At 33.1% G+C, this 26,493-nt stretch carries 24 protein-coding genes; 12 read left to right on the top strand and 12 right to left on the bottom strand.

Going from position 1 to position 26,493, the window contains the following annotated elements:
- Positions 1-44 precede the first annotated feature (44 nt).
- The 7 genes from rnpA to EIG86_RS09755 all read left to right on the top strand — a co-directional run bounded on the left by rnpA (position 45) and on the right by EIG86_RS09755 (position 4,403).
- Positions 45-404, top strand: a complete 360-nt coding sequence (gene rnpA / locus EIG86_RS09785) for a ribonuclease P protein component (RefSeq protein WP_127845991.1) — start codon at positions 45-47, stop codon at positions 402-404.
- A gap of 1 nt (position 405) precedes the next feature.
- Positions 406-2,031 (top strand): S41 family peptidase, encoded by a 1,626-nt coding sequence (locus tag EIG86_RS09780; protein ID WP_127845990.1) that lies wholly within the window; start codon positions 406-408, stop codon positions 2,029-2,031.
- 54 nt (positions 2,032-2,085) lie between these two features.
- Positions 2,086-2,535 (top strand): DUF1569 domain-containing protein, encoded by a 450-nt coding sequence (locus tag EIG86_RS09775; RefSeq protein WP_127845989.1) that lies wholly within the window; start codon positions 2,086-2,088, stop codon positions 2,533-2,535.
- Positions 2,536-2,619: 84 nt separating this feature from the next.
- A complete protein-coding gene (locus tag EIG86_RS09770) occupies positions 2,620-3,006 on the top strand; it encodes a hypothetical protein (RefSeq protein ID WP_127845988.1) in 387 nt (128 codons plus the stop codon).
- A gap of 126 nt (positions 3,007-3,132) precedes the next feature.
- Positions 3,133-3,348 (top strand): type II toxin-antitoxin system RelE/ParE family toxin, encoded by a 216-nt coding sequence (locus EIG86_RS09765; protein ID WP_240032198.1) that lies wholly within the window; start codon positions 3,133-3,135, stop codon positions 3,346-3,348.
- A gap of 87 nt (positions 3,349-3,435) precedes the next feature.
- Entirely contained in the window at positions 3,436-3,720 is a 285-nt protein-coding gene (locus EIG86_RS09760) for an addiction module antidote protein (protein WP_127845987.1), read from the top strand.
- 308 nt (positions 3,721-4,028) lie between these two features.
- Positions 4,029-4,403 (top strand): hypothetical protein, encoded by a 375-nt coding sequence (locus EIG86_RS09755; RefSeq protein ID WP_127845986.1) that lies wholly within the window; start codon positions 4,029-4,031, stop codon positions 4,401-4,403.
- A gap of 1 nt (position 4,404) precedes the next feature.
- Here EIG86_RS09755 and EIG86_RS09750 read toward each other — a convergent pair whose 3' ends face one another.
- The 4 genes from EIG86_RS09750 to EIG86_RS09735 all read right to left on the bottom strand — a co-directional run bounded on the left by EIG86_RS09750 (position 4,405) and on the right by EIG86_RS09735 (position 7,157).
- Complete coding sequence (locus EIG86_RS09750; RefSeq protein ID WP_127845985.1) at positions 4,405-4,848, bottom strand: GNAT family N-acetyltransferase; 444 nt, start codon at positions 4,846-4,848, stop codon at positions 4,405-4,407.
- The gene (locus EIG86_RS09745) at positions 4,848-5,744 is read right to left on the bottom strand and encodes a cation diffusion facilitator family transporter (RefSeq protein ID WP_127845984.1); all 897 of its coding nucleotides are present in this window, start codon (positions 5,742-5,744) and stop codon (positions 4,848-4,850) included. Before EIG86_RS09745 ends, EIG86_RS09750 begins: the two co-directional genes overlap by 1 nt.
- Positions 5,745-5,751: 7 nt before the next feature.
- Positions 5,752-6,183, bottom strand: a complete 432-nt coding sequence (locus EIG86_RS09740; protein ID WP_127845983.1) for an RpiB/LacA/LacB family sugar-phosphate isomerase — start codon at positions 6,181-6,183, stop codon at positions 5,752-5,754.
- A gap of 734 nt (positions 6,184-6,917) precedes the next feature.
- Positions 6,918-7,157, bottom strand: coding sequence for a DUF2007 domain-containing protein (locus EIG86_RS09735; protein ID WP_127845982.1), 240 nt, complete (start codon positions 7,155-7,157; stop codon positions 6,918-6,920).
- A gap of 401 nt (positions 7,158-7,558) precedes the next feature.
- Here EIG86_RS09735 and rnr point away from each other — a divergent pair, with 401 nt between their 5' ends.
- The 3 genes from rnr (at position 7,559) to EIG86_RS09720 (ending at position 12,031) form a co-directional block, all read left to right on the top strand.
- Entirely contained in the window at positions 7,559-9,778 is a 2,220-nt protein-coding gene (gene rnr / locus EIG86_RS09730; RefSeq protein ID WP_127845981.1) for a ribonuclease R, read from the top strand.
- Between the two features lie 127 nt (positions 9,779-9,905).
- Entirely contained in the window at positions 9,906-10,271 is a 366-nt protein-coding gene (locus tag EIG86_RS09725) for a BlaI/MecI/CopY family transcriptional regulator (protein ID WP_127845980.1), read from the top strand.
- A complete protein-coding gene (locus EIG86_RS09720) occupies positions 10,271-12,031 on the top strand; it encodes a M56 family metallopeptidase (protein ID WP_127845979.1) in 1,761 nt (586 codons plus the stop codon). The genes EIG86_RS09725 and EIG86_RS09720 overlap by 1 nt, the downstream gene beginning before the upstream one ends.
- Positions 12,032-12,101: 70 nt before the next feature.
- Here the strand turns inward: EIG86_RS09720 and EIG86_RS09715 are convergent, their stop codons facing one another.
- The 4 genes from EIG86_RS09715 to EIG86_RS09700 form a co-directional block, all read right to left on the bottom strand.
- Positions 12,102-14,498: a BspA family leucine-rich repeat surface protein gene (locus EIG86_RS09715; protein WP_127845978.1), complete on the bottom strand. Its 2,397-nt coding sequence runs from the start codon at positions 14,496-14,498 to the stop codon at positions 12,102-12,104.
- A gap of 211 nt (positions 14,499-14,709) precedes the next feature.
- Positions 14,710-17,157 carry a ribonucleoside-diphosphate reductase subunit alpha gene (locus EIG86_RS09710; protein ID WP_127845977.1) on the bottom strand — a complete coding sequence of 816 codons (2,448 nt, stop codon included), beginning with the start codon at positions 17,155-17,157 and terminating at the stop codon, positions 14,710-14,712.
- Positions 17,158-17,242: 85 nt separating this feature from the next.
- The gene (locus tag EIG86_RS09705; protein ID WP_127845976.1) at positions 17,243-18,220 is read right to left on the bottom strand and encodes a ribonucleotide-diphosphate reductase subunit beta; all 978 of its coding nucleotides are present in this window, start codon (positions 18,218-18,220) and stop codon (positions 17,243-17,245) included.
- A 210-nt stretch (positions 18,221-18,430) separates the two neighbouring features.
- Complete coding sequence (locus EIG86_RS09700) at positions 18,431-18,994, bottom strand: DUF3109 family protein (RefSeq protein WP_127845975.1); 564 nt, start codon at positions 18,992-18,994, stop codon at positions 18,431-18,433.
- A 157-nt stretch (positions 18,995-19,151) separates the two neighbouring features.
- Here EIG86_RS09700 and EIG86_RS09695 point away from each other — a divergent pair, with 157 nt between their 5' ends.
- Positions 19,152-19,724 (top strand): MarC family protein, encoded by a 573-nt coding sequence (locus EIG86_RS09695; RefSeq protein WP_127845974.1) that lies wholly within the window; start codon positions 19,152-19,154, stop codon positions 19,722-19,724.
- 4 nt (positions 19,725-19,728) lie between these two features.
- Entirely contained in the window at positions 19,729-19,929 is a 201-nt protein-coding gene (locus tag EIG86_RS09690) for a hypothetical protein (protein ID WP_127845973.1), read from the top strand.
- Positions 19,930-20,018: 89 nt separating this feature from the next.
- On the opposite strand, the gene EIG86_RS09685 is transcribed toward EIG86_RS09690, so the two are convergent.
- From EIG86_RS09685 to EIG86_RS09670, 4 genes are all read right to left on the bottom strand, one after another.
- Positions 20,019-23,681: a M1 family aminopeptidase gene (locus tag EIG86_RS09685; RefSeq protein WP_127845972.1), complete on the bottom strand. Its 3,663-nt coding sequence runs from the start codon at positions 23,679-23,681 to the stop codon at positions 20,019-20,021.
- Positions 23,682-23,686: 5 nt separating this feature from the next.
- Positions 23,687-24,589: an ABC transporter ATP-binding protein gene (locus EIG86_RS09680; protein ID WP_127845971.1), complete on the bottom strand. Its 903-nt coding sequence runs from the start codon at positions 24,587-24,589 to the stop codon at positions 23,687-23,689.
- Between the two features lie 132 nt (positions 24,590-24,721).
- Positions 24,722-25,723 (bottom strand): ligase-associated DNA damage response exonuclease, encoded by a 1,002-nt coding sequence (locus tag EIG86_RS09675; RefSeq protein WP_127845970.1) that lies wholly within the window; start codon positions 25,721-25,723, stop codon positions 24,722-24,724.
- Positions 25,724-25,732: 9 nt separating this feature from the next.
- On the bottom strand, positions 25,733-26,419 hold the full coding sequence (locus tag EIG86_RS09670; RefSeq protein ID WP_127845969.1) for a head GIN domain-containing protein: 687 nt from the start codon (positions 26,417-26,419) through the stop codon (positions 25,733-25,735).
- Positions 26,420-26,493 lie beyond the last annotated feature (74 nt).

The raw sequence follows: 26,493 nt of genomic DNA, 5'->3' as shown, positions 1-26,493 counted from the left end.
AATATTCGATATTCGGATATTACTTTGTTGTTTTAAAGCAAATCATGTCTAGTCAAAATTTAACGTTCAATTCTTCAGAAAAACTGAAATCCAGAAAATTAATTCAAAGTCTTTTTGAAAGTGGACAAAGTTTGAAAAAGTATCCAATTCTAATTCGTTTTCAAAAAATAGAAACAGAACTGAATTCAGTTGGAGTAAGTGTTTCAAAGAGAAATTTTAAATCTGCTGTGGATCGCATAAGAATCAAAAGGCAACTTAGAGAAGCCTACAGACTGAACAAACATAAAATTTATAACAGAACAGATTCAAGGTTTGCAATAATGATTATATTTATTGGTCGAAAACATTTGCCTTCAGAAACAATTCACGAACAAGTAGCACATTTGCTTCAAAATATAGAATAAAATGATTCAGAAATTAAAAATAGCCTTATTGACAATAGTTGTTGCCAGTATAACTTTTGGGTTTACAACTTATAAAAACGACTTTTTTGAAATTGCAAAACAAATTGAAATTTTCACCAATTTGTACAAAGAAGTCAATATGAATTATGTGGACGAAGTCAGTCCTTCAGAATTGATGGACACTGCGATTGAAGCCATGTTGAAAGATTTAGATCCGTACACGGTTTACTGGAATGAGCAGGAAATCCAGAATGCTAGAATTCAGAATTCTGGGAATTATACAGGTATTGGAGCTGATATTCAAACTGAGGCAGAAGATATTTTAATTATAAATATTATAAAAGATTCGCCTGCTGACAAAGCTGGATTGAAAATCGGAGATAAAATCACTAAAATCGGTAATATTTCAGTTGAAAATTATAATGAAGACGCCGGAGAATTACTAAAAGGTGCACCAAATTCCGAAGTTCAATTGGAATTTTTTAGAAATGGCAATAAACAACAAACTACTCTGAAAAGAGGCGTTGTGAAGATAAAAGCAGTACCATATTATGAACTTTTAGAAAACAAAACTGCTTATATCGTATTGTCACAATTTACTAGAAGCGCTTCAGCAGAAGTTATCGATGCTTTTCAAGAATTGAAAGAAAAGGGAGCTGAACGTGTGATTTTAGATTTAAGAAATAATCCTGGTGGTTTGCTTTCAGAAGCCGTGAATGTAAGTAATATTTTCATTGAAAAAGGAACAACAATTACGTACACAAAGTCTGTTATTGAAAAATACAATAAAACCTATCCAACTCGAAATAAGGCTATAGATACTGAAATTCCTGTGGCAGTATTGATCAACGAAAAAAGTGCTTCTGCAAGTGAAATTGTATCTGGTAGTATTCAGGATTTAGACCGTGGCGTGGTGATTGGCAGCCGAAGTTTCGGAAAAGGTCTGGTACAACGCCCAAAAAAATTGAACTACGGCACGCAAGCTAAAATTACTATTTCTAGATATTATACGCCAAGTGGCAGATGTATACAAGCGCTAGATTACAAAGATGGAGAATCGGTTAGAAAAGACGAAAGTGAATACACAGAATTCAAAACAAGAAGTGGCAGAAGTGTTTACGATGGTGGCGGTGTAAAACCAGATATTGAAATTGAAGTTGAAAAAGAAAGTGATGTAGTGAAAGCGCTTCAACAAAAAGATATGATTTTTGATTTTGCTAATAAGTTTTACTACGAAAATAAAGATCTTAAAATCGATGATTTCACTTTCGAAAGTAACTTGATAAAAGACTTTCAAAAGTTTTTGAAAAAAGAGAATTTCATTTATGAAACTGAAACTGACAAGGCTTTAGATGTTTTAAAAAACAAAGCTAAAACTGAAAACAACACTTGGCAAAATATTTCTAAATCCGTAGCAGATCTAGAAAAAGAACTTCAAAAAGAAAAGGAAAAAGCCATTGAAAACGAGACTGAAACTATTCAAAAAATGCTTACTGAAGCCATAATTCGACGATATGGATATGACGATCGGGTATATCAATATTATACTGAAAAGGGTCAAAATATTCAGACCGCAATAAAAATTCTGACAGATAAAGATCAATATAACAGTATTTTGAAAATTTAGTTCAGTTTCAAATCAGTTGAAAAAATTTCAATTTCAGGCTAATAATTTCAAAATATGAAAAGTTTATACAATCAAAAAGATTTTGAAGGAATTTTGAATCGATTAAATGATCTGAAACCAGATGCTGATAGAAAATGGGGAAAAATGAATATAGCGCAAATGTTAGCACATTTGAACACAGCTCTGGAAACTGCTTTGGGATTGAATTTCCCTAAACGAATTTTTATTGGTAGAATTATTGGAAAATATATGAAAAAGAAGTTTTTTGATGAAAAGCCAATGGCTAAAAATTTACCAACCGTAAAAGAGTATACTTTTACAGATTTTAAAGATTTTGAAAAAGAAAAATTGAAAACAATAGAACTTGTAAAACAATTTTATAAAAAAGGTCCTAAAGAATGTACAACACATCCACATTCTTTTTTTGGTAACTTAACTCCTGAAGAATGGGCAATCTTGCAATGGAAACATTTTGACCATCATTTGAGACAATTCAGCAGTTAAAATTAAAATTTATTGCGTTTGATTTATAAATATAAAATTATTTAAATAACTTAGCTTAAATGCTTTGATAAACGAAAATAAAAAATGAATACAAATATCATAATACATGACGATTATATAGAATTTACAGACAAAACATGGACTAAAAAATTATTGTTTATTATCGTTTTTATATTAGGAACTGCTACATTAGTTTCTGTTATTAAAAGTGGTTTTGATGATTATTTGAAAATATTTTGGAGTACTGTTTATTTGGCATATTCAATTTACTATTCTTTAACTTCAAGTTATAGAAAGACTATAAAGTTTGAAGACATCGAATCTGTACATATCAATAAAACTTGGAATCAAAGAATAAAATTCAAATTGAAAAATGGCAAAAGCCGCAGAGTATTTATAAAATGTGATTCAAAAAGTTATGAACTCATCAAAGAAAGCTTGAATGTTGATGTGAAATACTCAAAAATATAAATAATTGATAATCAATATTATAATTTGTTTTTTTTCAGAATTTAAGTCTACTTTTAGAATAAGTAAAAAAATCCTTTAAGAATCAAAATATTAATTATATTTGTATCTTTATGGATACATTTTTAAATGATAATTACGGAAAAAACATCTGAATTTGACAAGTGGATTAGAAAGCTGAAAGACATTCGGGCAAAATCTAAAATACTTTTTCGAATCCAAAAACTTGAAGCGGATGAATATTTAGGAGATTGTAAGCCTGTAGGAGACGGAATTAGCGAAATGAGAATTAATTACGCTAAAGGCTATCGAGTTTATTTTAAGGAAAAGGAAAAAAAATTGTAATTCTTCTAATTGGTGGAGATAAATCGACTCAACAAAAGGATGTTGAAAAGGCGAAAAAAATTTGGAATAAATTAAAAAAAGATTGAAATGGAAACCACAAAATTTGACATTGCGGACTATTTGGACAGCGAAGAAATGATTGCTGAATATCTGAATACAGTTCTCGAAGATGGGGACAGTTCTGATTTAATAGTTGCAATCGGACATATAGCAAAATCAATCGGAATGACTAAAATTGCGGAAAAAACTGGGATGAGCAGACCAAGCCTTTATAAAGCATTATCCGACGGAGCAACACCACAATTTGGAACAATAATGAAGGTATTAAAAGCCATTGGCGGACAAATCAATGTGAAACCAATGTCAGCGTAAAAAAAGACACCTCACTAATGGCTAAGTGTAATTGCTTATTCTTACGTACTTCTGAATACCGAAGCCTTAAAGACTTGTTAGTATTCAATTTGGTGTTATTTCATAAACCCTATAAAATTCAAATTGAAAAATGGCAAAAGCCGCAGAGTATTTGTAAAATGTGATTCAGAAAGTTATGAACTCATCAAAGAAAGCTTGAATGTTGATGTGAAATACTCAAAAATATAAATATTGATGATTTAGAAAATTTCAGTATTCCTGAAAACAAACACAAGCAAATTTTAAAGAATCATAAGAAAAAAATGTGGTTGGCCTTTGTATTCGGATTACTTATAGGTTATGGATTTGTATCATTGATTTTTTGGGAATTCGAATTAGATTTGCTAATTATCCTGATTCTCACATCAATAATTATGTTCTTGGTTTCGCTCGGTAAAATTAAAAGAGATTTAAAATCTATAGAATTGAGTATCCTCGATGAAAAAGTGCATTTCTCTAGCAGAAATCAAAATCATGTTTTCAAAAACCGTGAGGATATTTTAGTAAAAGACAAGAAAAACGTTTTGGTTTTAGAAGATAAAAATGTTTCAAATTTCAATAGAAAAATGTGGGGAACAGGAGTAGTAAATATTCCGAAAGAAATCCAAAATTATGAAGCTCTGAAAACTTATTTGAGAATTTAAATTAGTATTTCAATCTCATTTTAATGTGTGGAATATCATCTTCCAAATAACCTTCACCTTCAATTTTAAAAGCATGTGATTCGTAGAATTTAATTAAGTATTGCTGGGCAGAAATCACAATATCCTGATTAGGATATTTTTTTTGGGCAAAATCGATGCTTTCTTTCATTAATTTATGACCAAGTTTTTGACTACGAAAACTAGATTTTACAATCACTCGACCGATACTCAATTCATCGAAATATGCATTTGCTGGCAGAATTCTAGAATAAGCCGCCAAAACTTTGCCTTCATAAAAAGTTAGATGAAAAGCGGCTTCGTCGTGGCCATCAATATCTTGATAAACGCAGTCTTGTTCAACTACAAAAACTTCTGAACGCAGTTGCAAAATGTCATAAATTTCTCTTGTAGAGAGTTCCTGAAAACTTCTTATTCTTGTTGTCATCAATCCTGAACAATTATGTTTTTATTATCTGACTTATTATATTCTGGCTGAATAGTAATGTGATTGATACCAAATTTATCTTTCAATATAGATTCAATTTCTAATAAAATATCATCGAATTCTGAAAGCGAAATATCATTCATAAAGTCAATTTCAGCTTCCAAATGTACTTCTTCTTCATTGAGTTGCCACAAATGAACATGGTGCATATTTTTCACAGATTCCATGGCATTTATGGTTTCCACAATTTTGTTTATATCTATATCATTTGGTGTGAAAAGCATCAACACTTTAAAGGAGTTTCTGAACAATTTGTAACCCACAATAATGAGGTAGACGGCAATAGCAAAAGTCAATACACTATCTAACCAATAAATCTGATAATATTTCATCAAAATTCCACCGATCAGAACAGCAACCGAAGCCATTAAGTCGGTCAGTAAATGAAAATAGGCTGAAGACAAATTCATATTGTTTTTACGGTCTTTCATCAAAAGAAAAACACTAAAACCATTGCCTAAAATGGCTAAAATGGATAACCAAATCACTAAAGTAGAATCTATGGATTGTGGATCTAAAAAACGCTCGACAGATTCCTTAATTAAGATTAAAGCAATAATAATAAGACTCGCAGAATTGACAAATGCTGCAATTATCTCAGCACGTTTATAGCCAAAAGTTCGATCAGAAGTGGCATTTTTTCTACTGAATTTAGAAGCAACATAACTGATAACTAGAGAAACTACATCGGTGAAATTATGTAAAGCATCAGATAATAATGCTAAGCTTCCGCTCATTAAACCTCCAATAATTTGTGCAAGCGTAATTCCTACATTCAGAAAAATAGAAATCAGTAAATTCTTTTGACTTTTTGGATGTGCGTGTTGATGGCTCAAAATTAAATTATTGACAAGCTATTTTGTCGATACGACGTTGGTGACGTCCACCTTCAAATTCAGTATTGATAAATAATTTTACAAATTCCAAAGCTTCCTCTTCGGAAATAAAACGAGAAGGAATACTCAGTATATTTGCATCATTATGTTCTCTAGCCAAAGTGGTTATTTCTTTGTTCCAACACAAAGCAGAACGTACAAATTGGTGTTTGTTGGCGGTCATATTTGCCCCATTACCACTTCCACAAATTATAATTCCAAAATCTACGGATTTGTCTGAAACATCTTTAGCTACTGGATGTACAAAGTCTGGATAATCAACACTTTCGTCAGAATCTGTACCATGATTGATTACTAAATGACCCAAAGATTTTAGGTATTTAGAAATTAGATTTTTGTAATCTGTGCCAGCGTGATCATTTCCTATAGAAAATTTCATAAATTCAGTTTTGAGTTGTGAATATGCAAAGTTAAGATAATCACACTTCTAAAATGAAAATTTAAAAAACAAAATATAATTGAGTCAATATTTATAATAAAAAAACTAAATCAGTTAGACACCAATACTTTAGATGAAATCAACAGTTTTATACACGATTGTGGATAACTTTTAAGTAACATTTGATTTCCAATTGCTTAACAATTCAAAACTTTGTGGATAAATAGACTGTAAAAAATAGAGATTAAATTTTGATTCTAAAGTTTAAAATTCAGATATACGAAAAGTCAAATAAACAAAATTTATTTAGCTGAAATTTCAAAAAACTTATCAGCACTTTTTAAACAGTTTTCCACAAGTGTGAACAGAAAAGTTTTCATTAGAATTGAAATTATAAAAGAAAGTAAGATTGTGGATAAGATTTAAAAAACATTTAAATTTCAAAGACTTAGATTCAAAATAGACACGCATAACTTGTGGATAAAATCTTTTTCCTGAAATTCAAAACAAAAAATGAAAAACTTATCCAGTTTTCCACGCTATATATTAATGCTGTTTTAGATTTAAAATTTATTAAAAAAGAAAAATAATATAATATTAATTGTGGAGAACTATTTTGAAAACCATTTCTGAATTCTGATTTTAAAAATAATTTGAAACGAATGAAGAATTGATTTAAAAATCAGAAATAAAAAACTATTAGAAGTCAGATAAAAACTATTTAAACTGAAAATCTAAACAATGCTAAGATGATTTTGATAGTTGTGATCCTCAAGAATTTTTTTAGCCTCTACAAGATCGTCTGGATGCACTTTAAGGAAAATTCCACCTAAGGCATTGGAATAAAAAGGAATGACGCCAATCACCGTTTCATTTTGAAAGAAATAACGAATATTTGCTTGTTCCAAAAGCAATCTTAAAACAGCATATTCATTTTGAAATGTAAACACTGCGATTTTTATAAATTCTTGCATTTTCTTTCAAAAATAAGAATTTTTAGACAGATATTTTTATAAATATTTAAATTGAAGATGAAAATAATGTAGAAACCAAATTGACACCTTTCACAGCTTCAATCTCGTGAGTAACTTGCTGGTTCAATAATAGTTTGAGATAAAGGTACACACCAAGAGTCCCAATCAAAAAGATAAGAAAAAAGACAAGATATATTTTGGTGATTTTCGACATTGTAATAAAGTATAAAACAAAAATATAAAAATTTTTAACATAATTTTATAAATTGACAATAAATTTAAGTAAAGTTTAGATTATTTATTCTTTAAGTCTTTGTAACTAGCGACTTAACAAAGATTTATTATACTGAAGTTGAATTCAATTTATAATGTGTTACATTTATCCAAGATTTAAATAATTTATGAGTAAAAATAATAAGCGTAAGAAAAGCACGCACGCCAGACCAGGAAACGACGATGGTCTATCAAGAAAAATTTTAAATATTTTCAAAAATAAGCCAGATCAGGCTTTCGATTTTCAATATATTTCAGAAAAATTAAATATTAAAGATACCAAAACGAGAAACAAAGTTATCCGTTTATTAGGTCAACTTACCGCCAAAGATCAACTGAAACAAGTTGACAATAAAAAATTTCAAATCAATGCTACTGATAACTTCTACACCGGCACTTTAGACATGACGTCCAGAGGCGATGCATATGTTGTGGTAGAAGATTTGGAACATGATATTTACATTTCAAATAAAAATCTAAACCATGCTTTAGACGGCGATGAAGTTCGTGTTTTTGTATTTAAAAAACGAGAAAAAACGAAATCTGAAGGTGAAGTTACCTCAGTTTTGACACGTCACAAAACAGATTTTGTCGGTGTGTTGCACAAGAAAGAAAAATTCGGTTTTGTAGTTGTCGCTGGTACAAAAATGTACACAGACATTTTTATACCAAACAATAAAATGCACGATGCTGAAGATGGTTTATTGGTGAAAGTCCGATTGATCAGATGGCCAGAAAAAGACGATTCTCCGATCGGAGAAATTACTGAAGTTTTAGGAATTCCTGGTGAACACCAAACCGAAATGCACGCCATTTTAGCTGGTTACGGATTGCCAGAACAATTTCCACCCGAAGTTGAAGAATACGCCAATCAAATTGACACTAAAATTGATAATTCTGAAATTAAAAAGCGTCGCGATTTACGTGACACGCTAACCTTTACGATAGATCCGGCCGATGCCAAAGATTTTGACGATGCCTTGAGTTTTAAAAAAATGGATAATGGCAATTTTGAAATTGGTATTCATATTGCCGACGTGTCGCATTATGTGAAACCTGGGACTATTCTTGATGATGAAGCATTCAACAGAGCAACGTCTATTTATTTAGTAGATCGTGTGGTACCAATGTTGCCAGAAGTGCTTTCCAATGGCGCATGTTCACTTCGACCTAATGAAGAAAAATATACCTTTTCAGCGCTTTTTGAAATGACGCCAAAAGGTCAAATAAAAAGCGAGTGGTTTGGCAGAACGGTAACCTATTCCGATGCTCGTTTTGCTTACGAAGAAGCCCAATATATTATCGATTCTGGCGATGGGCAAATTCCTGCAGAAACATCCTTGACGAACAAATCTTATAAGGTAGATGAAAATATTGTAGAAGCTGTGACCACATTGGATTCCATGGCTAAACTGATGCGAAAAGAACGCATGAATCAAGGTGCTATTTCATTTGATAAAGTTGAAGTTAAATTCAATTTGGACGAAAACAACAATCCACAAGGCGTATTTTTCAAAACAAGTGAAGATGCCAACAAAATGATTGAAGAATTTATGCTTTTGGCCAACCGAAAAGTTTCAGAATTCATCGGCAAACAGAAAACTAAAAAAACTTTTGTGTATCGTTGTCACGATGAACCACAAGAAGATCGTCTAGATGCTTTGAATACGGTGGTTTCTAAATTCGGTTATAATTTGAATTTTCAAAATAAAAAAGAAGTTACCAAATCTTTGAACGATTTATTGGAAAAAGTAAAAGGCAAAAAAGAACAAAATCTTGTCGATACTTTGACGATTCGTACCATGAGTAAAGCATATTATTCTACAGAAAACATTGGTCACTACGGCTTGGCATTCGACTATTATTCGCACTTTACATCGCCTATAAGACGTTATCCAGATGTTATGGTACACAGACTACTTCAGCAGTATTTGGATCAAAAAGAAAGCGCCAATGAAGCTGAATACGAAGATAAATGCAAACATTCCAGTGAAATGGAAAAACTGGCGACCAATGCAGAGCGCGATTCTATAAAATATATGCAAGTTAAATATATCCAAGATCAGGAAGAACAAGAATACAAAGGCGTGATTTCTGGCGTTACAGATTTTGGCATTTTTATAGAAATCATAGACAACAAATGCGAGGGCATGGTTCGTCTGAAAGATATTTCTGACGATCATTACGATTTCAACGAAGAACATTACGCCATCATTGGTCGAAAAACAAAAAAAATGTACCAATTGGGCGATGAAGTTTACGTCCGAGTAAAAAAAGCAGATTTAGTAAAACGCACCATTGATTTTGAATTGTTAGGCAGCGTGGAAGAAGTGAAAATGATGGACTAAATTTTTATATAGATTTAATTGAAAAATCCTGCTCATTGGCAGGATTTTTTGGTTTAAAAATGTTAAAAACTAGAATTATAGTTTTATAACTATTTTTATAGTTTACATTTGAATCAAAATTGAATTTATGTCAACGATTGAAAAATTAACTGCCAAAGAAGAAGAAATAATGAGTGTGTTGTGGCAACTCGGTCATGCTTTTGTCAAAGACATTGTCGCAGAGCTGGACAAAGAATTACACTACAACACCGTGTCTACCATTGTGAGAAATTTGGAAGACAAGGGTTTTGTGGCGCACAAAACCTTTGGCAAAACGCATCAATATTATGCTATTGTAGATCGTGAAGTTTACAGTGGTGAAGTTTTAAAACAAAATTCGCAGCGATTTTTTGACGGTTCTTATAAAAATATGGTTTCGTATTTCGCTAAAGAAAATAAAATTTCCCAAACTGATTTGGAAGATATTCTGGAACTCATCAAACACCAAAAATAATGGAACTTTTTATATATCTTGGTAAAGCTTCGCTCCTACTCACCGTCTTTTGGTTGATTTATAAACTGTGTTTAGAACAGGAAACTTACCACAAATTCAAACGGATTTATTTGAATACTGGATTTGTTGCCAGTTTGATTTTGCCTTTGATTTATTTCACGAAAATTGAAATTGTAAAGAGTTCAAAATTTTTCTCACCTACAGCCTTTTCCAATACAGCAGAAATTTCGGAAGTTGAAGTTACTACTTCACAAAATTTCATTGATTTCATATTGAATTATTCACTTTTGGAAGTGCTTTATTTTAGTGTTGTGGCGGTGTTTTTAATTCAGTTTTTAGTGAAATTCTTTAAATTGAAAGCTTTGCTAAATGCACAAGAATTCACAGAGTCAAACGGGATAAAATACATCCAAACAACAAGCAAAATCGGTGCTTATTCATTTTTGAATTATGTGGTTTTCAATCCAAAAATGTATTCAGCAAAAGATTTAGAAAGCGTTTTGGCACACGAAGAAGCGCATGTGAATTCTAAGCATTCCTACGACATTATTTTTGGCAATATTTATAAATCTCTATTTTGGTTCAATCCGTTTGCGTGGTTTTATCAGCAAAGTTTGAGTCAGAATTCAGAATTTGAAGCCGATGCTTTAGCGACGGAAAATCATGAAGTAAAAGCTTATCAAATGGCATTGTATCAGATTACCAAACAACAAGTAGAACATCAATTAAGCCATTCATTTCATCAATCACCTATTAAAAAACGTATTATTATGTTGAACAAAATTGAAAACAGAACCAAAAATTTTTGGAAGTTATTTATCATTTCACCGCTATTATTAGGTTTCTTTATGTTGTTTCAAATAGAAACGAAAGCTCAGGAAAATAACATTGAAGTTGTAAGCACTGAATCTGAAATTACCAAAATTGAAAGCACCTATAATGGAAGTTCAACCAAAGCGAATTTGGAAGAAGACATCAAGTTTTTAAAATCAGAATTGAACATTGATTTGACTTATTCAAATATTAAATTAGAGTCAGACGGAACCATCAAATCAATAACTTTGAATGTAGATTGCAACGACGGTTTTAGCGGTTCGGTTAGTTCTCCAGATTTGGAGACACAACCCATTTATTTTTATAGGGATTTTGCTGAAAATTCAAAAAAACCATTTGACATTGGGATACAGACAGCAAATACAAATACAACAGAATTCAACACTGAAAGTATAAGTTTTGAGAACTTTGAAAATGTAGAAACCATCATTATTAATGGAAATTCTTATGCTAAATCCGAATTAAGAGACACTTATATTTCAGTAGATCAGATGAACTATGATGAAGCTTCTAAAACTTTGAAAATACAGACCATCGAGAAATTACTTAGTGAATTTTATGTCGATATTTCGTCTTTATTTGATGAAGTAAAATCTCTTTATGGAGATTCTTTAAATGAAAAGATAAGTTTCATTCGGATCAATAATAATTTAGAAATACTACAGATTTCTCTCAACGAATGGAATATTAACTCATCTTCAGAACCTGCTTTTGAAAACTACAACCAAAGTTTTTCCTATTTCAGTAGCGATGAAAATATTCTGTTAATTGTCAACGGAAAAGAAATTGATCGAAAGACATTAAAAAACTTATCTTCAGATCAAATTGAATCGGTCAATGTCATCAAATCTCCATCCGAAATCAAAGCCCTAGGTTACAATCCTAAAACTTACTCTAGCGTGATACAGATTCAGATGAAGGAGTAGGAATTAAAATTCTAAAAACCCACAAGTTTTCCAAAATCTTGTGGGTTTAGTTTTTTCTAATATTAATTTTCTATATTCCTTTGATTACTTTCTCATGAAAACTTCCTTTGTCCGTTTTTACTTTCAAAATATAAATTCCATTTTCAATTTGACTAACATCTAAAACTTTTTGATTTTCAAAAGTTTTGATAAGTTTTCCATTGAGGTCATAAAGACTTATAGACTCTACATTTAAGTGTGAAGACCAATCAAAATGAAGCATATTTTCAACTGGATTTGGATAGACATTTATTTCACCTAGGTTAAAATTCTCTACACTCAACTCATCAACCACTGTTGTTGTGGCGGTGTTGGTAACAATCGGTAAATTAAAATCAAAATAGATATAAGCCGTATTTTCTATAACATCACTGATTTGAACATTCGATTTGGGTTTGATTTTGTAAGTGATATAGCCGTTACTACCTTCTTCGTCTAAATCTTCGTACGGTAAATTGATATTATCAAAATAATAATTAATTTGCTCACCATCCACAATTTCTACTCGGAAATCATGACTTGAACTGATCGGCTGAAAAGTCGTCCAGTCTAACTTATCGCTGATTGTATCTGTAATCTTGACGTTAAGCGCATTAGCCGTCCCTAAATTTTGAAAACGAATTCTGTAATCGAGATATTGGTTGATGTCTTCATCTACAATTTCCTCACCTTGAACCACCATTTTGTCATTAGGGTCATAAGAATTAACAACAGTTTGATCGTAAATAGCTGTATTATCTTCAGCATTCTCATCATTTACATCTGGCGTTACTTGCGCTGTAAAGGTCAAGATTTCACCGCCATTTAAGGTTGGCGGCACAACATTAATTAAGGTGATTTCAAAGACTTCCTGAGAAAAAGGTTCAATATCAGTAAAATCGAAAGTTAATAAATCAGTAGTATTTCCTGAAGGTGTTTCAGTAGCAGACATAAAACTTTGGAAATTTCCATCATAGGCAAAAGTAACTTGAACATTAGGAACCGTTTGCGTGCCATTATTGCTGACTACAATTTGATAATCCGTTTCAAAACCTGGAATTGCATCTTCAAGCGGGAAAATATCTACAGATAAATCTTCAAATTGCTGGTTAGCGGTAATACAGAAGTCTATATTTTCTATAATTTCATTTTGACCAGAGAAGTTGATAGATTGACTGGAAGGTGTCGCGGTAAAATTAGAATTTAAGTTTAAAATACTTAAGGTATAATTTCCTGAATTTAATGGAATAAGAAATTGACTATTTTCATCTATGGCAAAGCCTAGATCTTCAGTTCCATTATTGACATTGATCAAATAACCCGACAAATTGTTATCACTAGCATCACAGCCATCATTCATTTCATCATACAATATTTGACCAGAAACATAATTTAAATCACATCCATCAGCTGTGCCAGCATCTGTAATGGTCCAACCAGCATTAATAAGTTGCTGACGTGAAAAAGCATCACAGTATTCTATATTTTCTGCTCCTAAAGTGCCATTATTTATATTTAGTTCAACAAGTCTATCGATAAGTAGGTCATAATTTGAACTACTCATACCAGACTCACTTATAAAATCAGTTAAATCATTTGTTGCAAAATCCCAGTTTGATAAATTTTGATTAAAACTTTGAGCATTTTCAAACATATCCTCAAAATCAATCACATTAGCTGTGTCCCAATTGCTGATGTCTTGATCGAATTCCCAAGCAGAACCAAACATACTACCCATATCAGTCACATTAGCCGTATTCCAATTACCGATGTCTTGATTGAATGCAACAGCATCAAAAAACATAGCATACATACTAGTAACACTAGAGGTGTCCCAAGAACTGATATCTTGATTGAATGCATTTGCACTAGAAAACATTCCAAACATATTAGTAATATTAGAAGTATCCCAAGATCCGATATCTTGATTGAACAAAAAAGAAAAAGAAAACATACCTCTCATATCAGACACATTAGAGGTGTCCCAACTGCCGATGTCTTGATTAAATACATTAGCATCTTGAAACATATAATTCATATCAGTTACACTAGAAGTATCCCAATTGCCGATGTCTTGATTGAACCAATAAGCCCAAGCAAACATCTCACTCATATCCGTCACATTAGAAGTATCCCAATGGTTGATATCTTGATTAAAATCAGTTTGTTGAAATAAACTGTTCATATCCGTAATCCCTGATGTACAGGTCAGTGCAATTTGTGGGTCAGAAATATAATTATCTATTAAAGCATCAAGTTGAGCTCTGGTTCTTTTAGTAAAGGTGTTGGTTTCGCCATTTATGGTCAATGTTCCCGTATCGCCAATTGCAGCATCCGGGCATTTACAGGTGCCGTTTTCTACATAAAAATCTGGATTGTTCTGAGCCTTTAAACTGGTTGTTGTCAATAATAGGAACAGGATGGAAGAAAAAAATAATTTAAAATTCATAATAAATCGTTTTGCTTTGCTTTTCAAATTTTAATCAAAAATAGATATTTTTTAACAGACATTAAGATTTTATAGTATTGGTTTTAAATTTTTTTAAATGCCTGTTCGATTTTAAACTATGGATATAAAAACTTACTAAAATATAAAGCATAAAAAAATCCAGCTCATTGCTAAGCTGGATTTTTAATGAAATAAACAAATTTTTATAAGCTTAAGACCCGCACATCAGGCAATCATCACCTTCAGATTCTTTAGATTGCTGTATCAAAGCTTTCAGCTCTTCTGGACTCAAAGAAGAATCGTCAGAGACTTTGACTTGCTGTTGTTGTGCATTTTGATAAGTTTCTGCCGCATGTTCTGCCACTTGACTTGGCGCTACTTTTTCTTTCTTTTCATTTTTCAATGTAAACTTAATTGCATCTACTGCAGATTTTGTTCTCAGGTAATACATGCCGGTTTTCAAGCCACTTTTCCAAGCGTAGAAATGCATAGAGGTCAGTTTTGCCATCGTTGCGCCTTCCATAAATAAATTCAAAGATTGCGATTGGTCGATGAAATAGCCACGATGTCTGGACATGTCAATAATATCTTTCATGGACAATTCCCAAACCGTTTTATACAATTCTTTGATGTCGTCTGGAATAATATCGATGCCTTGTACAGAACCATTAGCACGCATAATGGCGTCTTTCACATCGTCGTTCCAAAGTCCTAATTTTACCAAATCTTTCAATAAATGTTTGTTGACGACAATAAATTCACCTGAAAGTACACGTCTGGTGTAAATATTGGATGTGTAAGGTTCAAAAGCTTCATTATTTCCAAGAATTTGAGACGTTGAAGCTGTTGGCATTGGTGCCATCAATAATGAATTACGAACGCCGTGTTTCATCACTTGTTCTCTCAATTTGTTCCAGTTCCAACGACCACTCAAATCATCGTCTTTCAATCCCCAAAGGTTATATTGAAATTCACCTTGGCTAATTGGCGAACCTTCGTAAGTAGAATAAGCACCTTCTTTTTGTGCCAATTCCATAGACGATTCAACAGCGGCGAAATAAAGCGTTTCAAAAATCTCCTGATTTAGCGTTTTAGCTTCATCTGAAGTAAATGGCAAGCGCAACATAATAAATGCGTCTGCCAAGCCTTGAATTCCCAATCCAACAGGTCTGTGACGCATGTTAGAATTTTCAGCTTCTTTAACCGGATAATAATTTCTGTCGATCACTTTATTCAAGTTTCTGATAACTTGTTTGGTGATTTTGTATAATTCTTTGTGGTCAAAACTGTTGTTTTTCACAAACATTGGCAAAGCGATGGAAGCCAAATTACAAACCGCAACTTCATCTGGACTGGTGTACTCCATAATTTCTGTACACAAGTTGGACGAACGGATGGTACCCAAATTTTTCTGGTTGGATTTTCTGTTGGCAGAATCTTTGTAAAGCATGTAAGGCGTCCCCGTTTCGATTTGAGATTCTAGGATTTTCTCCCACAATTCTCTCGCTCTTACTGTACGTCTGCCTTTATTTTCACTTTCGTATTTTAGGTACAATTCTTCAAATTCTTCGCCGTGAACGTTAAAGAGATTTGGACATTCATTTGGACACATTAAAGTCCAATTGGCATTTTCTTCCACACGTTTCATAAACAAATCTGGAATCCACATGGCATAAAACAAATCACGCGCTCTCATTTCTTCTGCGCCGTGATTTTTCTTCAAATCCAAAAAGCTAAAAATATCGGCATGCCAAGGTTCTACATACATTGCAAAAGAACCTTTGCGTTTGCCACCGCCTTGGTCTACATATCTTGCGGTATCGTTGAAAACTCTCAACATAGGAACAATTCCGTTAGAAGTTCCATTGGTGCCGGCAATATACGAGCCTGTAGCACGAATATTGTGAATTGACAAGCCAATGCCTCCTGCCGATTGTGAAATCTTGGCGGTTTGTTTCAGCGTGTCGTAAATGCCGTCGATACTGTCGTCTTTCATCGTTAATAAAAAGCAAGATGACATCTGCGGTTTTGGTGTGCCAGCATTGAAAAGTGTTGGCGTGGCGTGTGTAAAAAACTTTTTAGACATCAACTCGTAAGTTTCTAACGCCGAGTCCAAATCTTCACCATGAATTCCTATAGAAACACGCATCAACATGTGTTGCGGACGTTCTGCAATTTTACCATTCAATTTCAATAAATAAGAGCGTTCAAGTGTTTTGAACCCGAAATAATCATAATTGAAATCGCGACTGTAAATCAATCTAGAATCTAACAAATCTTTGTTTTCTTCGATAATTTTATACACATCATCAGCGATGAGTGGTGATTTTTTGTTGGTTCTCGGATTCACATATTTGTACAAATCCGTCATCACTTCACTGAAAGTTTTCTTTGTGTTTTTGTGAAGATTAGAAACCGAAATTCTTGCAGCCAAATGTGCATAATCTGGATGACTAACAGTCATTGTCGCGGCAATTTCTGCAGCCAGATTATCCAATTCGCTCGTGGTTACGCCATCATAAAGTCCTTCGATAACGCGCATTGCCACTTTTGGCGGTTCTACCAAAGGATTGAGTCCGTAGCATAATTTTCTAATTCTGGCGGTAATTTTGTCGAACATTACCGGTTCTTTCTGACCATTTCTTTTGATGACGTACATAGTAGATATTATTTTGGGCGCCGAATATTTCAGCAGTTATTGTATGATGATTCTGATTTTAAGTGATTTATGTGAATGGAATAAATTAAAAATCAGCGTCAAAACTAATTTGATCTTCTTCTTTATTCTTGTTCATCACCCCAGCTTTTTGGTACTCTCCTACTCTTTTTTCAAAGAAATTTGTTTTCCCTTGGAGTGAAATCATATCCATAAAATCAAATGGATTTTTGGTGCCATATTCTTTGTCGCAACCTAATTCTAGTAATAATCTGTCTGTAACAAATTCCAGATACTGCGTCATTAAATTTGAATTCATACCAATTAAACTTGCTGGTAAAGATTCTGTAATGAACTCACGTTCTATATTTAGCGCATCTACAATAATACTTCGGATGCGTTTTTTAGGAACTTGATTGACTAGATGTTCGTTGTGCAAATGCACAGCAAAATCGCAATGTACACCTTCATCTCTAGAAATCAATTCGTTAGAAAAAGTAAGTCCTGGCATCAAACCACGTTTTTTCAACCAGAAAATAGAACAAAATGCACCAGAAAAGAAAATTCCTTCCACAGCAGCAAAAGCGATCAATCGCTCGGCAAACGAGTCAGATTCTATCCATTTCAAAGCCCAGTCGGCTTTCTTTTTAATTGCAGGAAAATTTTCGATGGCTTTAAACAATTGGTCTTTTTCTTTTTCATCATCGACGTAAGTATCGATAAGTAAAGAATAAGTTTCAGAATGAATATTTTCCATCATAATTTGGAAACCATAGAAGAATTTGGCTTCTGTATATTGAACTTCGTTGACGAAATTTTCTGCTAAATTTTCGTTCACAATACCATCTGAAGCGGCAAAAAATGCCAAAATATGTTTGATGAAATATTGCTCATCTTTATTCAGTTTGGTTTTCCAATCTGTCAAATCTTGATGCAAGTCAATTTCTTCTGCAGTCCAAAAACTCGCTTCGCATTTTTTGTACCATTCCCAAATATCGTGATGTTTGATAGGAAATAACACAAATCTGTTTTCATTTTCTTCTAAAATAGGCTCTACCTTTGACATATTCTTATGGTTTTGAGAAGGTTATTATGTAAAATAATTCTAAACAAATATCAAAATAAATCACCTATTTTTTTTCGAATTCGACAGAAAGTTATCCACAGAGTTTTCCACAATTTGGTTTGTTGCCTATTATCAAAAGCTTTATGGAAATGGAAATGAAAAGTTTTATGAATTGTTGAATTTATCTTCTAAAAAATAGATCAAAATTCTCTACATTTTTTCTGCAATAGTTTCTAAATCTTTATACCATTCATGTCCAAATTTGCGAATTAAAGCATCTTTTGTAAAACGATACACTGGCATTTCTAAACTCTTGCCGAGCGTACAAGCATCGCTACAAATCTCCCAACGGTCGTAATTGACAGCCTGTAATTCCGATAATTTCTGAACGCGAATCGGATAAAGTTCGCAAGACACAGGTTTTTTGAAATCGATCTCACCAGCTCTGAATGCTGATTCTATACCGCACAATGCAGTGCCGTTTGCAGCAAAAGTGACGTAAGCACATTCTTTACCGTCCACAAGTGGCGTTTCTGGTTCGCCGAAATCCGACATGATGTGTTTGCCTTGCGCTTCAATGGCATTGATTCCTTCTTGACGCAAAAAGGGTTTGACTTTTGGATAAATATCCTCCAAGATTTGCAATTCTGACTCTTCTAATGGCGCGCCAGCATCACCAGCGACACAACATTCACCTTTACAAGCTGAAAGATTACAAGCAAATTCGTTGTCGATTATTGAATCTGAAATAAGTGTTTTTCCAATTTGAATCATGTTGCAAATTTAGTGAAATCTTGCTTTGAACGATATAAAATTACATCTATTTCAAACCTGAAAATATTAACTTTTATTTCATATTAAAAGGCAACTAAGCATGATTTAAAATCAATTTTCAAGAATTACTTTTGCAAAAATTTTTGAGTATTTTATTATGTTTGATTTTAAACAAATTTTTACCGCTGGAATGATTCTTTTTGCTGTAATAGATATCATTGGCAGCATTCCTATTATTGTTGATTTGCGAAAAAAAGCAGGCCATATTCAGAGTGAAAAAGCTTCTATTGTGGCTTGTATTTTGATGATTGCATTTCTGTTCGTTGGCGAAACTATTCTGAACCTAATCGGTATCGATGTGAATTCGTTTGCTGTTGCTGGAGCTTTTATTATTTTCTTTTTGGCTATCGAAATGATTTTGGGCGTTCAGCTTTACAAAGATGATGCGCCAGAAACTGCAGCAATTGTTCCGCTTGCTTTTCCATTAATTGCTGGTGCTGGAACAATGACGTCTATTTTGTCTTTGAAATCTGAATTTGAGACGCCAAATATTATTGTAGCAATAATTCTGAATGTGATTGTAGTTTATGCTGTCTTAAAATCTTCTAAAAAAATTGAAAAACTTTTCGGAAAACAAGGAATTTCTGTAATTCGCAAAATATTTGGTGTAATTTTGTTAGCCATAGCAGTGAAATTGTTTGCAGCTAATATTCAGAATTTATTTAATTAAAGTCATGAAGTATTTTATTTATTTCCTTATTATATCTGCCGTTGGACTAATGATCTTAAGTGCTACTTTTTTGAATTTTGAGAATCTACTCGGCGATGAACAAAGTTTTACAGCATTAGTTGGTGTTTTGGTTTGTCTTTGCACCATCATACTTTTATTTATTCTTTTGTTGTCTAAACAAATCAAAGAAAAATACGACGGCTAAAAATCCGTATTTAACCTTATTATAAAATTAAAAAACACTTCAGAAAAATGAATTCTGAAGTGTTTTTTTATGATTTATTATTTAATAAATTATTCTTCTGAAATCTCTACCCGATTGTCATCAGAATCAGTGTCAATTAGTTTGTTGTAAGGATCAATCCCAACTTCCACTGGTTTTTCATTTACAATAATACTGAATTCATTTTCAATTTCAGAAATCAAATGCTTTTTCAGATAAAGCACATTTTCTTTTTTGATGCCATCGATGGTGTCGTTAACTTCTCCAAAAACACCAATTTCAATATAATCTTTCAATGGCAAGGATTCTAAAGTTTCATTTTCCTTTTCAATTACTAAACTTTCACCTTCTGAATTTGTGTATTCTTTTTCTCCTTTTTCTGAAGATCGATATTTCATCGCTTTAGCTTTAAAAGTAACTTCGTATTTGCCATTCTCCAAAGTTTCATAATTAGCATGAAAAGCGCGATTATCATAAAGCGTAATGGTTTCAAACATATCTTTAACCAAATACTGAAGCGAATCTGGCGTTTTTGTTTTCAAAAGGTTTACAAATTCAACGGAAGTCGTGTACGGCGGTTCCTGAAAAGCGACTTTATCAATATAATCTTTTAAAATACTGTTCATCCGTTTTTCACCTAAATAATCACTCATGGCGTAAAGCACCAACGAACCTTTGTTGTAATGGATGTATTGTTGATTCTCGTTATACATCAAAGGCAATTCTTTTTGGCGTTCAAAACGGCGACTTCTTAAATACTTATCCAAAGCATCTTTCAAAAAAGTACGCATTTGTCCTGCACCATACTCTTTTTCAAGAACTTTCAGTGAACTGTATTCAGACATGCTTTCAGAAAGCAGAGTTGCACCGCGAACATCTGCGCCAATCACTTGATGCGCCCACCACTGATGCGCAACTTCATGTGAAGTTACACTAAATGGATAATCCACACTTTCATTGTCTTCTTCATCAACTTTAGCAATAAAACCAATCGCTTCAGAATACGGTACAGTGTTGGCAAACGATTGTGCAAACGAGCCGGAAGTGAGCGGAAATTCCAAAATCCGGAGTTGATTGAACTGGTACGGACTGAAATTTTCTGAATAATAAGCCAAAGATTTTTTGGTAGCATTCACCATTCTTTCAATGTTATAATCGTGCGGTTTATGATAAAACACCTGAATATCGACATCCTTCCACTGATCTTCATAAACTTCATATTCGGCAGAATTGAAGGCATAAAAATTCAATATTTTCTTATCCATTTTGTAGTGAAAATATCTTCTATCGCCTTCTGTCCATTCTTTTTGAAGATAACCAGGTGCAATGGCTGTTTGATTTTTGGAGGTCGAAACCGTGGTTTCAAAATCAATCCAATCGGCATCACTAGAAATATAAGTGTTGCCTAAAGCCGTAGAATCATGTGGTGATTTCATGCGTTCTTTTGGCTCCAAGCCGTATTTTTCACGGATTTGATTACTGGTAATTTCATAATTCTCATTGTAACCAAAATTGGGAAAAATGCTGTTATTGATAAAAGTGCCATTTGCCCGTATTGGTGAATTTGAACGCAAAATGGTATTGGGTTCATTTTCCATTTCAAAAGTAAATGTAACTTCTTCTCCCGGTGCTAATGATTCATCGAATTTGAATATTTCAAAATTATAAATGCTGTCTTCAAATACTGACTTTCCAGTTTTATTGAATGCATAAGATTGCGGATAGTCATTCATTTCAATAAATACTGAATCGATTGGGTTTTCAGTTTTATTTTTTAAAATGAATTCACCTTTAACTTTGAAATCTCTGGTTTCAGGAAACAATTCTAAATCGATATTAACATCCGTAATTCTAGGATTTTCTAAATTACCATATTTTGAATATTGTTTTTCAAAATCGACCCTGAGCTGTTCAAATTCATTTCCAGAATATCTCTTGTTGGCGATATTGTCGGTATAATAAATCCAAGTGCCGATACCAACAAATATAAGTAAACAAACGGCAAGCACAGATTTTTTCAACGGGCTGAAATGTTGTTTAGCACGCTGAATGCGTTGTTTTGCTGAATAAGATTCGCCTCTGCGATAAAACAAAAGGGCGATGATATACAAAGCTACAGCTAAAGCCAACCAATAAATTCTATACACATAAAAAACTTTCAGTCCTGGACCATAACCAGCCATATCAGAATAGGTTGCGCCGCCGCCAGAATTGAATCTGAAAATACTCTGCTCGATGCCAAAATCTGGAAAAAATCCAAGCAGAATCATAAACGCCAAAAGCGATACAAATCCAACAATGTGATTTTTGATAAGCGTGTGAAAGAAAAACGCCATGACTGTCCAAGCCAACACACGCAAATAATCTATAGCGAAAAATTGAAACAGATACAAATCGATTTCCAATTTGTAATATTCATTATAAATCTGAACGCCAACTGCTAAAATCAAGGCCATGATGTAGAAGAAAGCTTGCATTTTGAAAATAGCAATAAACTTTGCCAACATAAATGACCAATTTGGAAAAGGTGTCACATCAACCAATTGATTCATATTCGTATTTTGAGCACGATTGATGAGCATTCCGGCGATTAAAAATGTAATGATAATCATAAAACCACTGATAATGCCTGAAGCAGTTTGCATCATTTCTCGAGTAACTGGATAGGTCGATGTTCCATAAATAGGAAAACGCATGGAAAGATTAGACAAAGTTACCAGTAAACTCACCAAAGCAAACGAAATAAATACCCAGTTTTTGAAAATATATGCAACTTCAAAACGGCTGTGTTTCCAGGCCATTTTCAACCAATGTTTGAAATGATAAGTTTTGCTAACTTCTGGCAATTTAATGCGAATCACGATACCAAAATTCTTTTTGATGACACGTTCAGCTTTGCTTTTGAAAAGTTTAAATTGTATGGCTTGCTGGTTAAATTTAAATTTCCAAAATACAAATGCAAAAATCAAAACACTGACTCCAGCCCATAATAAACGGTTATAAAGTACGTAATTTTCAAAAGGCAAATAGTTATTGTTTCTATCGAAAACAGTCCAGTATTCAGTTTCATAAGACAATGCTTGAGAGCCAAGCGGATCAATTAGTGCAGCGAGCGTTTTATTATCAATATCTGCAGTTAAAGATTGTGCAAAACCCTGAATGACAATTAAGATCAAAACGCTAATAAATCCTATAAAGATATTTCTTGAAAAAGTCACCACAGCAAACACAAAAGCACCGAAGAAAATGATGTTTGGTAAAATGAAAATTAACAGCGGTTGAAGATAATTCCAAATGTCAAAATCCATAAAAAGTTCTGGATTTGTTCCTGGGAAAATAGTACCGAGATACAGACCAAAACATGCAAATACAATAATCATTACGACAATACTCAAAGAACTCAAAAACTTTCCAAAAAGATAACTGAATTTTGAAATCGGATAAGAAAACATCACTTGATGCATATCGTATTTGAAGTCTTTACTCACAGAAGCGCCAATGATGGAAGGCAGCAGAAAATATAGAAAGACAGATAATCCATTAATCATACTATTAATGGCTAAAGCAGAATTCTGAAAAGTAGGCGAAGTAGTCATCACCGTAAAATTGTCGAAAAGTCCACCTGAAGATGCCATCATAATCATGGCAAAAACAAACATGACTACTGTGTAGATATATGTAATTGGTGTTTTAAACCAAGTTTTGATTTCGAATTTAAATATACTTGAAAACATGAGGATTAAGATTGAAGGTTAGTGGCTTCAGTTTCGTCGGCTTTAAGATGCACAAAATATACATCGGCCAAATCTGGCTGTACTTTTTGAAAACCTTCTCCGGGTTGAGAATCGCCATAAACCCGAATATTCAAAGAATTATCTTGGTTATAATTAGAAGAAATCAAATTGAAACTAGACTCGTAAGTTTCCAAGTTTTCACGATCGATCGTCATTCCCCAGATTTTACCTTCCAAATCTAAAACAGCATCAATCGGTTTTTTATGGCTCAATAATTTTCCACCGTTCAGAATTGCCATATCTGTGCACAATTCTTTCACATCGTCCACAATATGTGTTGAAAGAATAACGATGTGGTTGGTTCCAATTTCTCTTAAAACATTTAGGAAACGGTGGCGTTCCGCAGGATCCAGACCGGCGGTTGGCTCATCGACAATAATTAGTTTTGGATTATTCAACAACAATTGCGCAATTCCAAAACGTTGTTTCATCCCGCCAGAATAGCCAGCGACATGTTTATTTTTAACCGTATAAAGATTCGTAACTTCAAGCGCATAATCTACAATTTTATTTCGCTCAGCTTTGCTGGACAAACCTTTCAGTTCAGCAAAATAATGCAATAATCTTTCTGCTGAAAGTTTTGGATACACGCCAAAAGATTGTGGCAAATAGCCCAAAACTTTACGTAATTCCATTTTTTGATTTAAAATATCAATATCATCCAAGTAGATTTCACCAGAATCTGGTTGTTGCAGAGTTGCTATGGTTCGCATTAGTGTAGATTTGCCAGCGCCATTTGGACCAAGCAAACCAAACATGCCCGAATTAATTTCTATTGAAATATCGTCAAGCGCTTTAACGCCATTTTTGTAGGTTTTGGAAACATTGTGTAGTTGAAGTTGATTCATGAGTCTAGTTTTTGATGATAGAAAATGTTTAACTTATTTGTAGTAAACTTATTAAAATGTTACAAACAATCATCAATTTCTAGTAATTCAAATAAAAACTCAACTAAATTCAAGAGTCAAAAGATTGACAATCTATTGATCAACGTCAGCAGCTTCGCCTTCGTATTGCGTCGCTTCCGTCCTGGCGTCGTAACCTATTTCTCGTAAATATTTAGAAAAAATTTCAGTGTAGCCGTGTGTGCAAATTACTTTTTCGCACTTTGTAGCTTTTATGCTGGAAAGTAATCCATCCCAATCGCAATGGTCGCTCATTACAAAACCTTTGTCGATGGCACGTCGTCGTCTTGCGCTACGAAATGTCATCCAGCCACTTGCAGACGCAGTGACAAATGGGACCATTTTACGAATCCAGGTACTACCATGTGCGCTTGGTGGTGCTAAAACTAAATTTCCGTTCAGTTCTTTTTTAGTGGTTTCCTTTGTAATGAGTTTTGTTGACGGAAAATCAATCATTAGGCGCAAAACATCAGTCATATTTTCAATGGCGCCATGCGTGTAGATTTCTCCAATATCAGTGTCCAAATGTTTCAATAAGCGCTGCGCTTTTCCAAGAGAATATCCAAACAATACCGACGTTCGCTCTTCAGTTTTATTTTCTTTCCACCAGTTGTTAATTTCTGACATAACTTCAGTCTGTGATTTCCATTTGAAAGCTGGTAAACCAAAAGTACATTCAGTGATAAAAGTGTGACATTTTATGGGTTCAAAAGGTGTAGAAACGCCGTCATCTTCAGTTTTGTAATCACCAGAACATACCCAAACTTCACCTTTGTATTCAACTCGAACTTGTGAACTTCCAACAATATGTCCGGCAGGATGCAAACTGAACTTTACATTGTTGATCGTAAATGTTTCACCATAATTTTTGCCTCCAACATCAATATCACCCAAACGATGTTTCATAATTGGAATATTATGATGGTGTGTGATATATTTTTTATTACCCCATCTGGAATGGTCGGCGTGTCCATGCGTAATAATCGCTTTATCTACGCGTTTCCACGGATCGATATAAACATCTGCTACAGCGCAATAAATCCCATTTTGGTTGAAAGCTAAAAGGGGTGTTTTCATAATTTTATTTTACTCCATTTCTTCAATATTTCCGCCGAGTTTTATGACCTGAGTTAATTCTTTCGGTTGTCCAAAAATTTTAATATTTCCGCCTGCTGTAACTTTAGCATCACATTTTTTGCTTGCAAATATTTTTGCTTCACCACCATAACTAACTTTTACCTCTGTATTTTCGGATTCAACCGCTTTGCTGTCATAAATCCCTCCCGAATTGATTGTAATGTCTTGAGAAACCACCTCTCCATAAAGATTGAAAATACCTCCGGTGACGGCTTTAATATTGAGTTGCTGCAAATCGATTTCACCAGAAATAAGACTGCCTTCAGAAGATTCTAAATCTAATGTTTTCCTATTGATTTTATTTTTGAATTCAACTTCAGCACCTTGATTGGCGTTGATTTTTGAAAAATCTATAAGCGATAAAACGATGCTGATATCCGATTCAGAAAAAATATGATTTATCGGTAAGCTGAGTTTTAATTTCCCATTTTTGATTTTAACTTTTACATCACCGCGATCCTCACCTTTAATTTCGATTTTGTTTTCTGAAGCATCAGAAACAATTTCAACAAAAAGACCGTTGAAAACTGAAACTTCATTTATATTTTCTGAAATTTTTTCAATTCTGATTTGGGCAAATATTGAAAACGGAATAAGCCAAAAAACGAGAAAGGAGAATGTTATTTTTGAATACATTTTATTTGAGTTTAGTTGAAAATTAACTTCAAAAATAAAGTATTCTGAGTTGCGATGATTTTAAAATTTCGCCA

This window comes from Psychroflexus aestuariivivens (assembly GCF_004010055.1).
GTDB lineage: Bacteria > Bacteroidota > Bacteroidia > Flavobacteriales > Flavobacteriaceae > Psychroflexus > Psychroflexus aestuariivivens.
The sequence above is the reverse complement of the archived record's forward strand: the minus strand, read 5'-3'. Positions and strand labels throughout refer to the sequence as shown.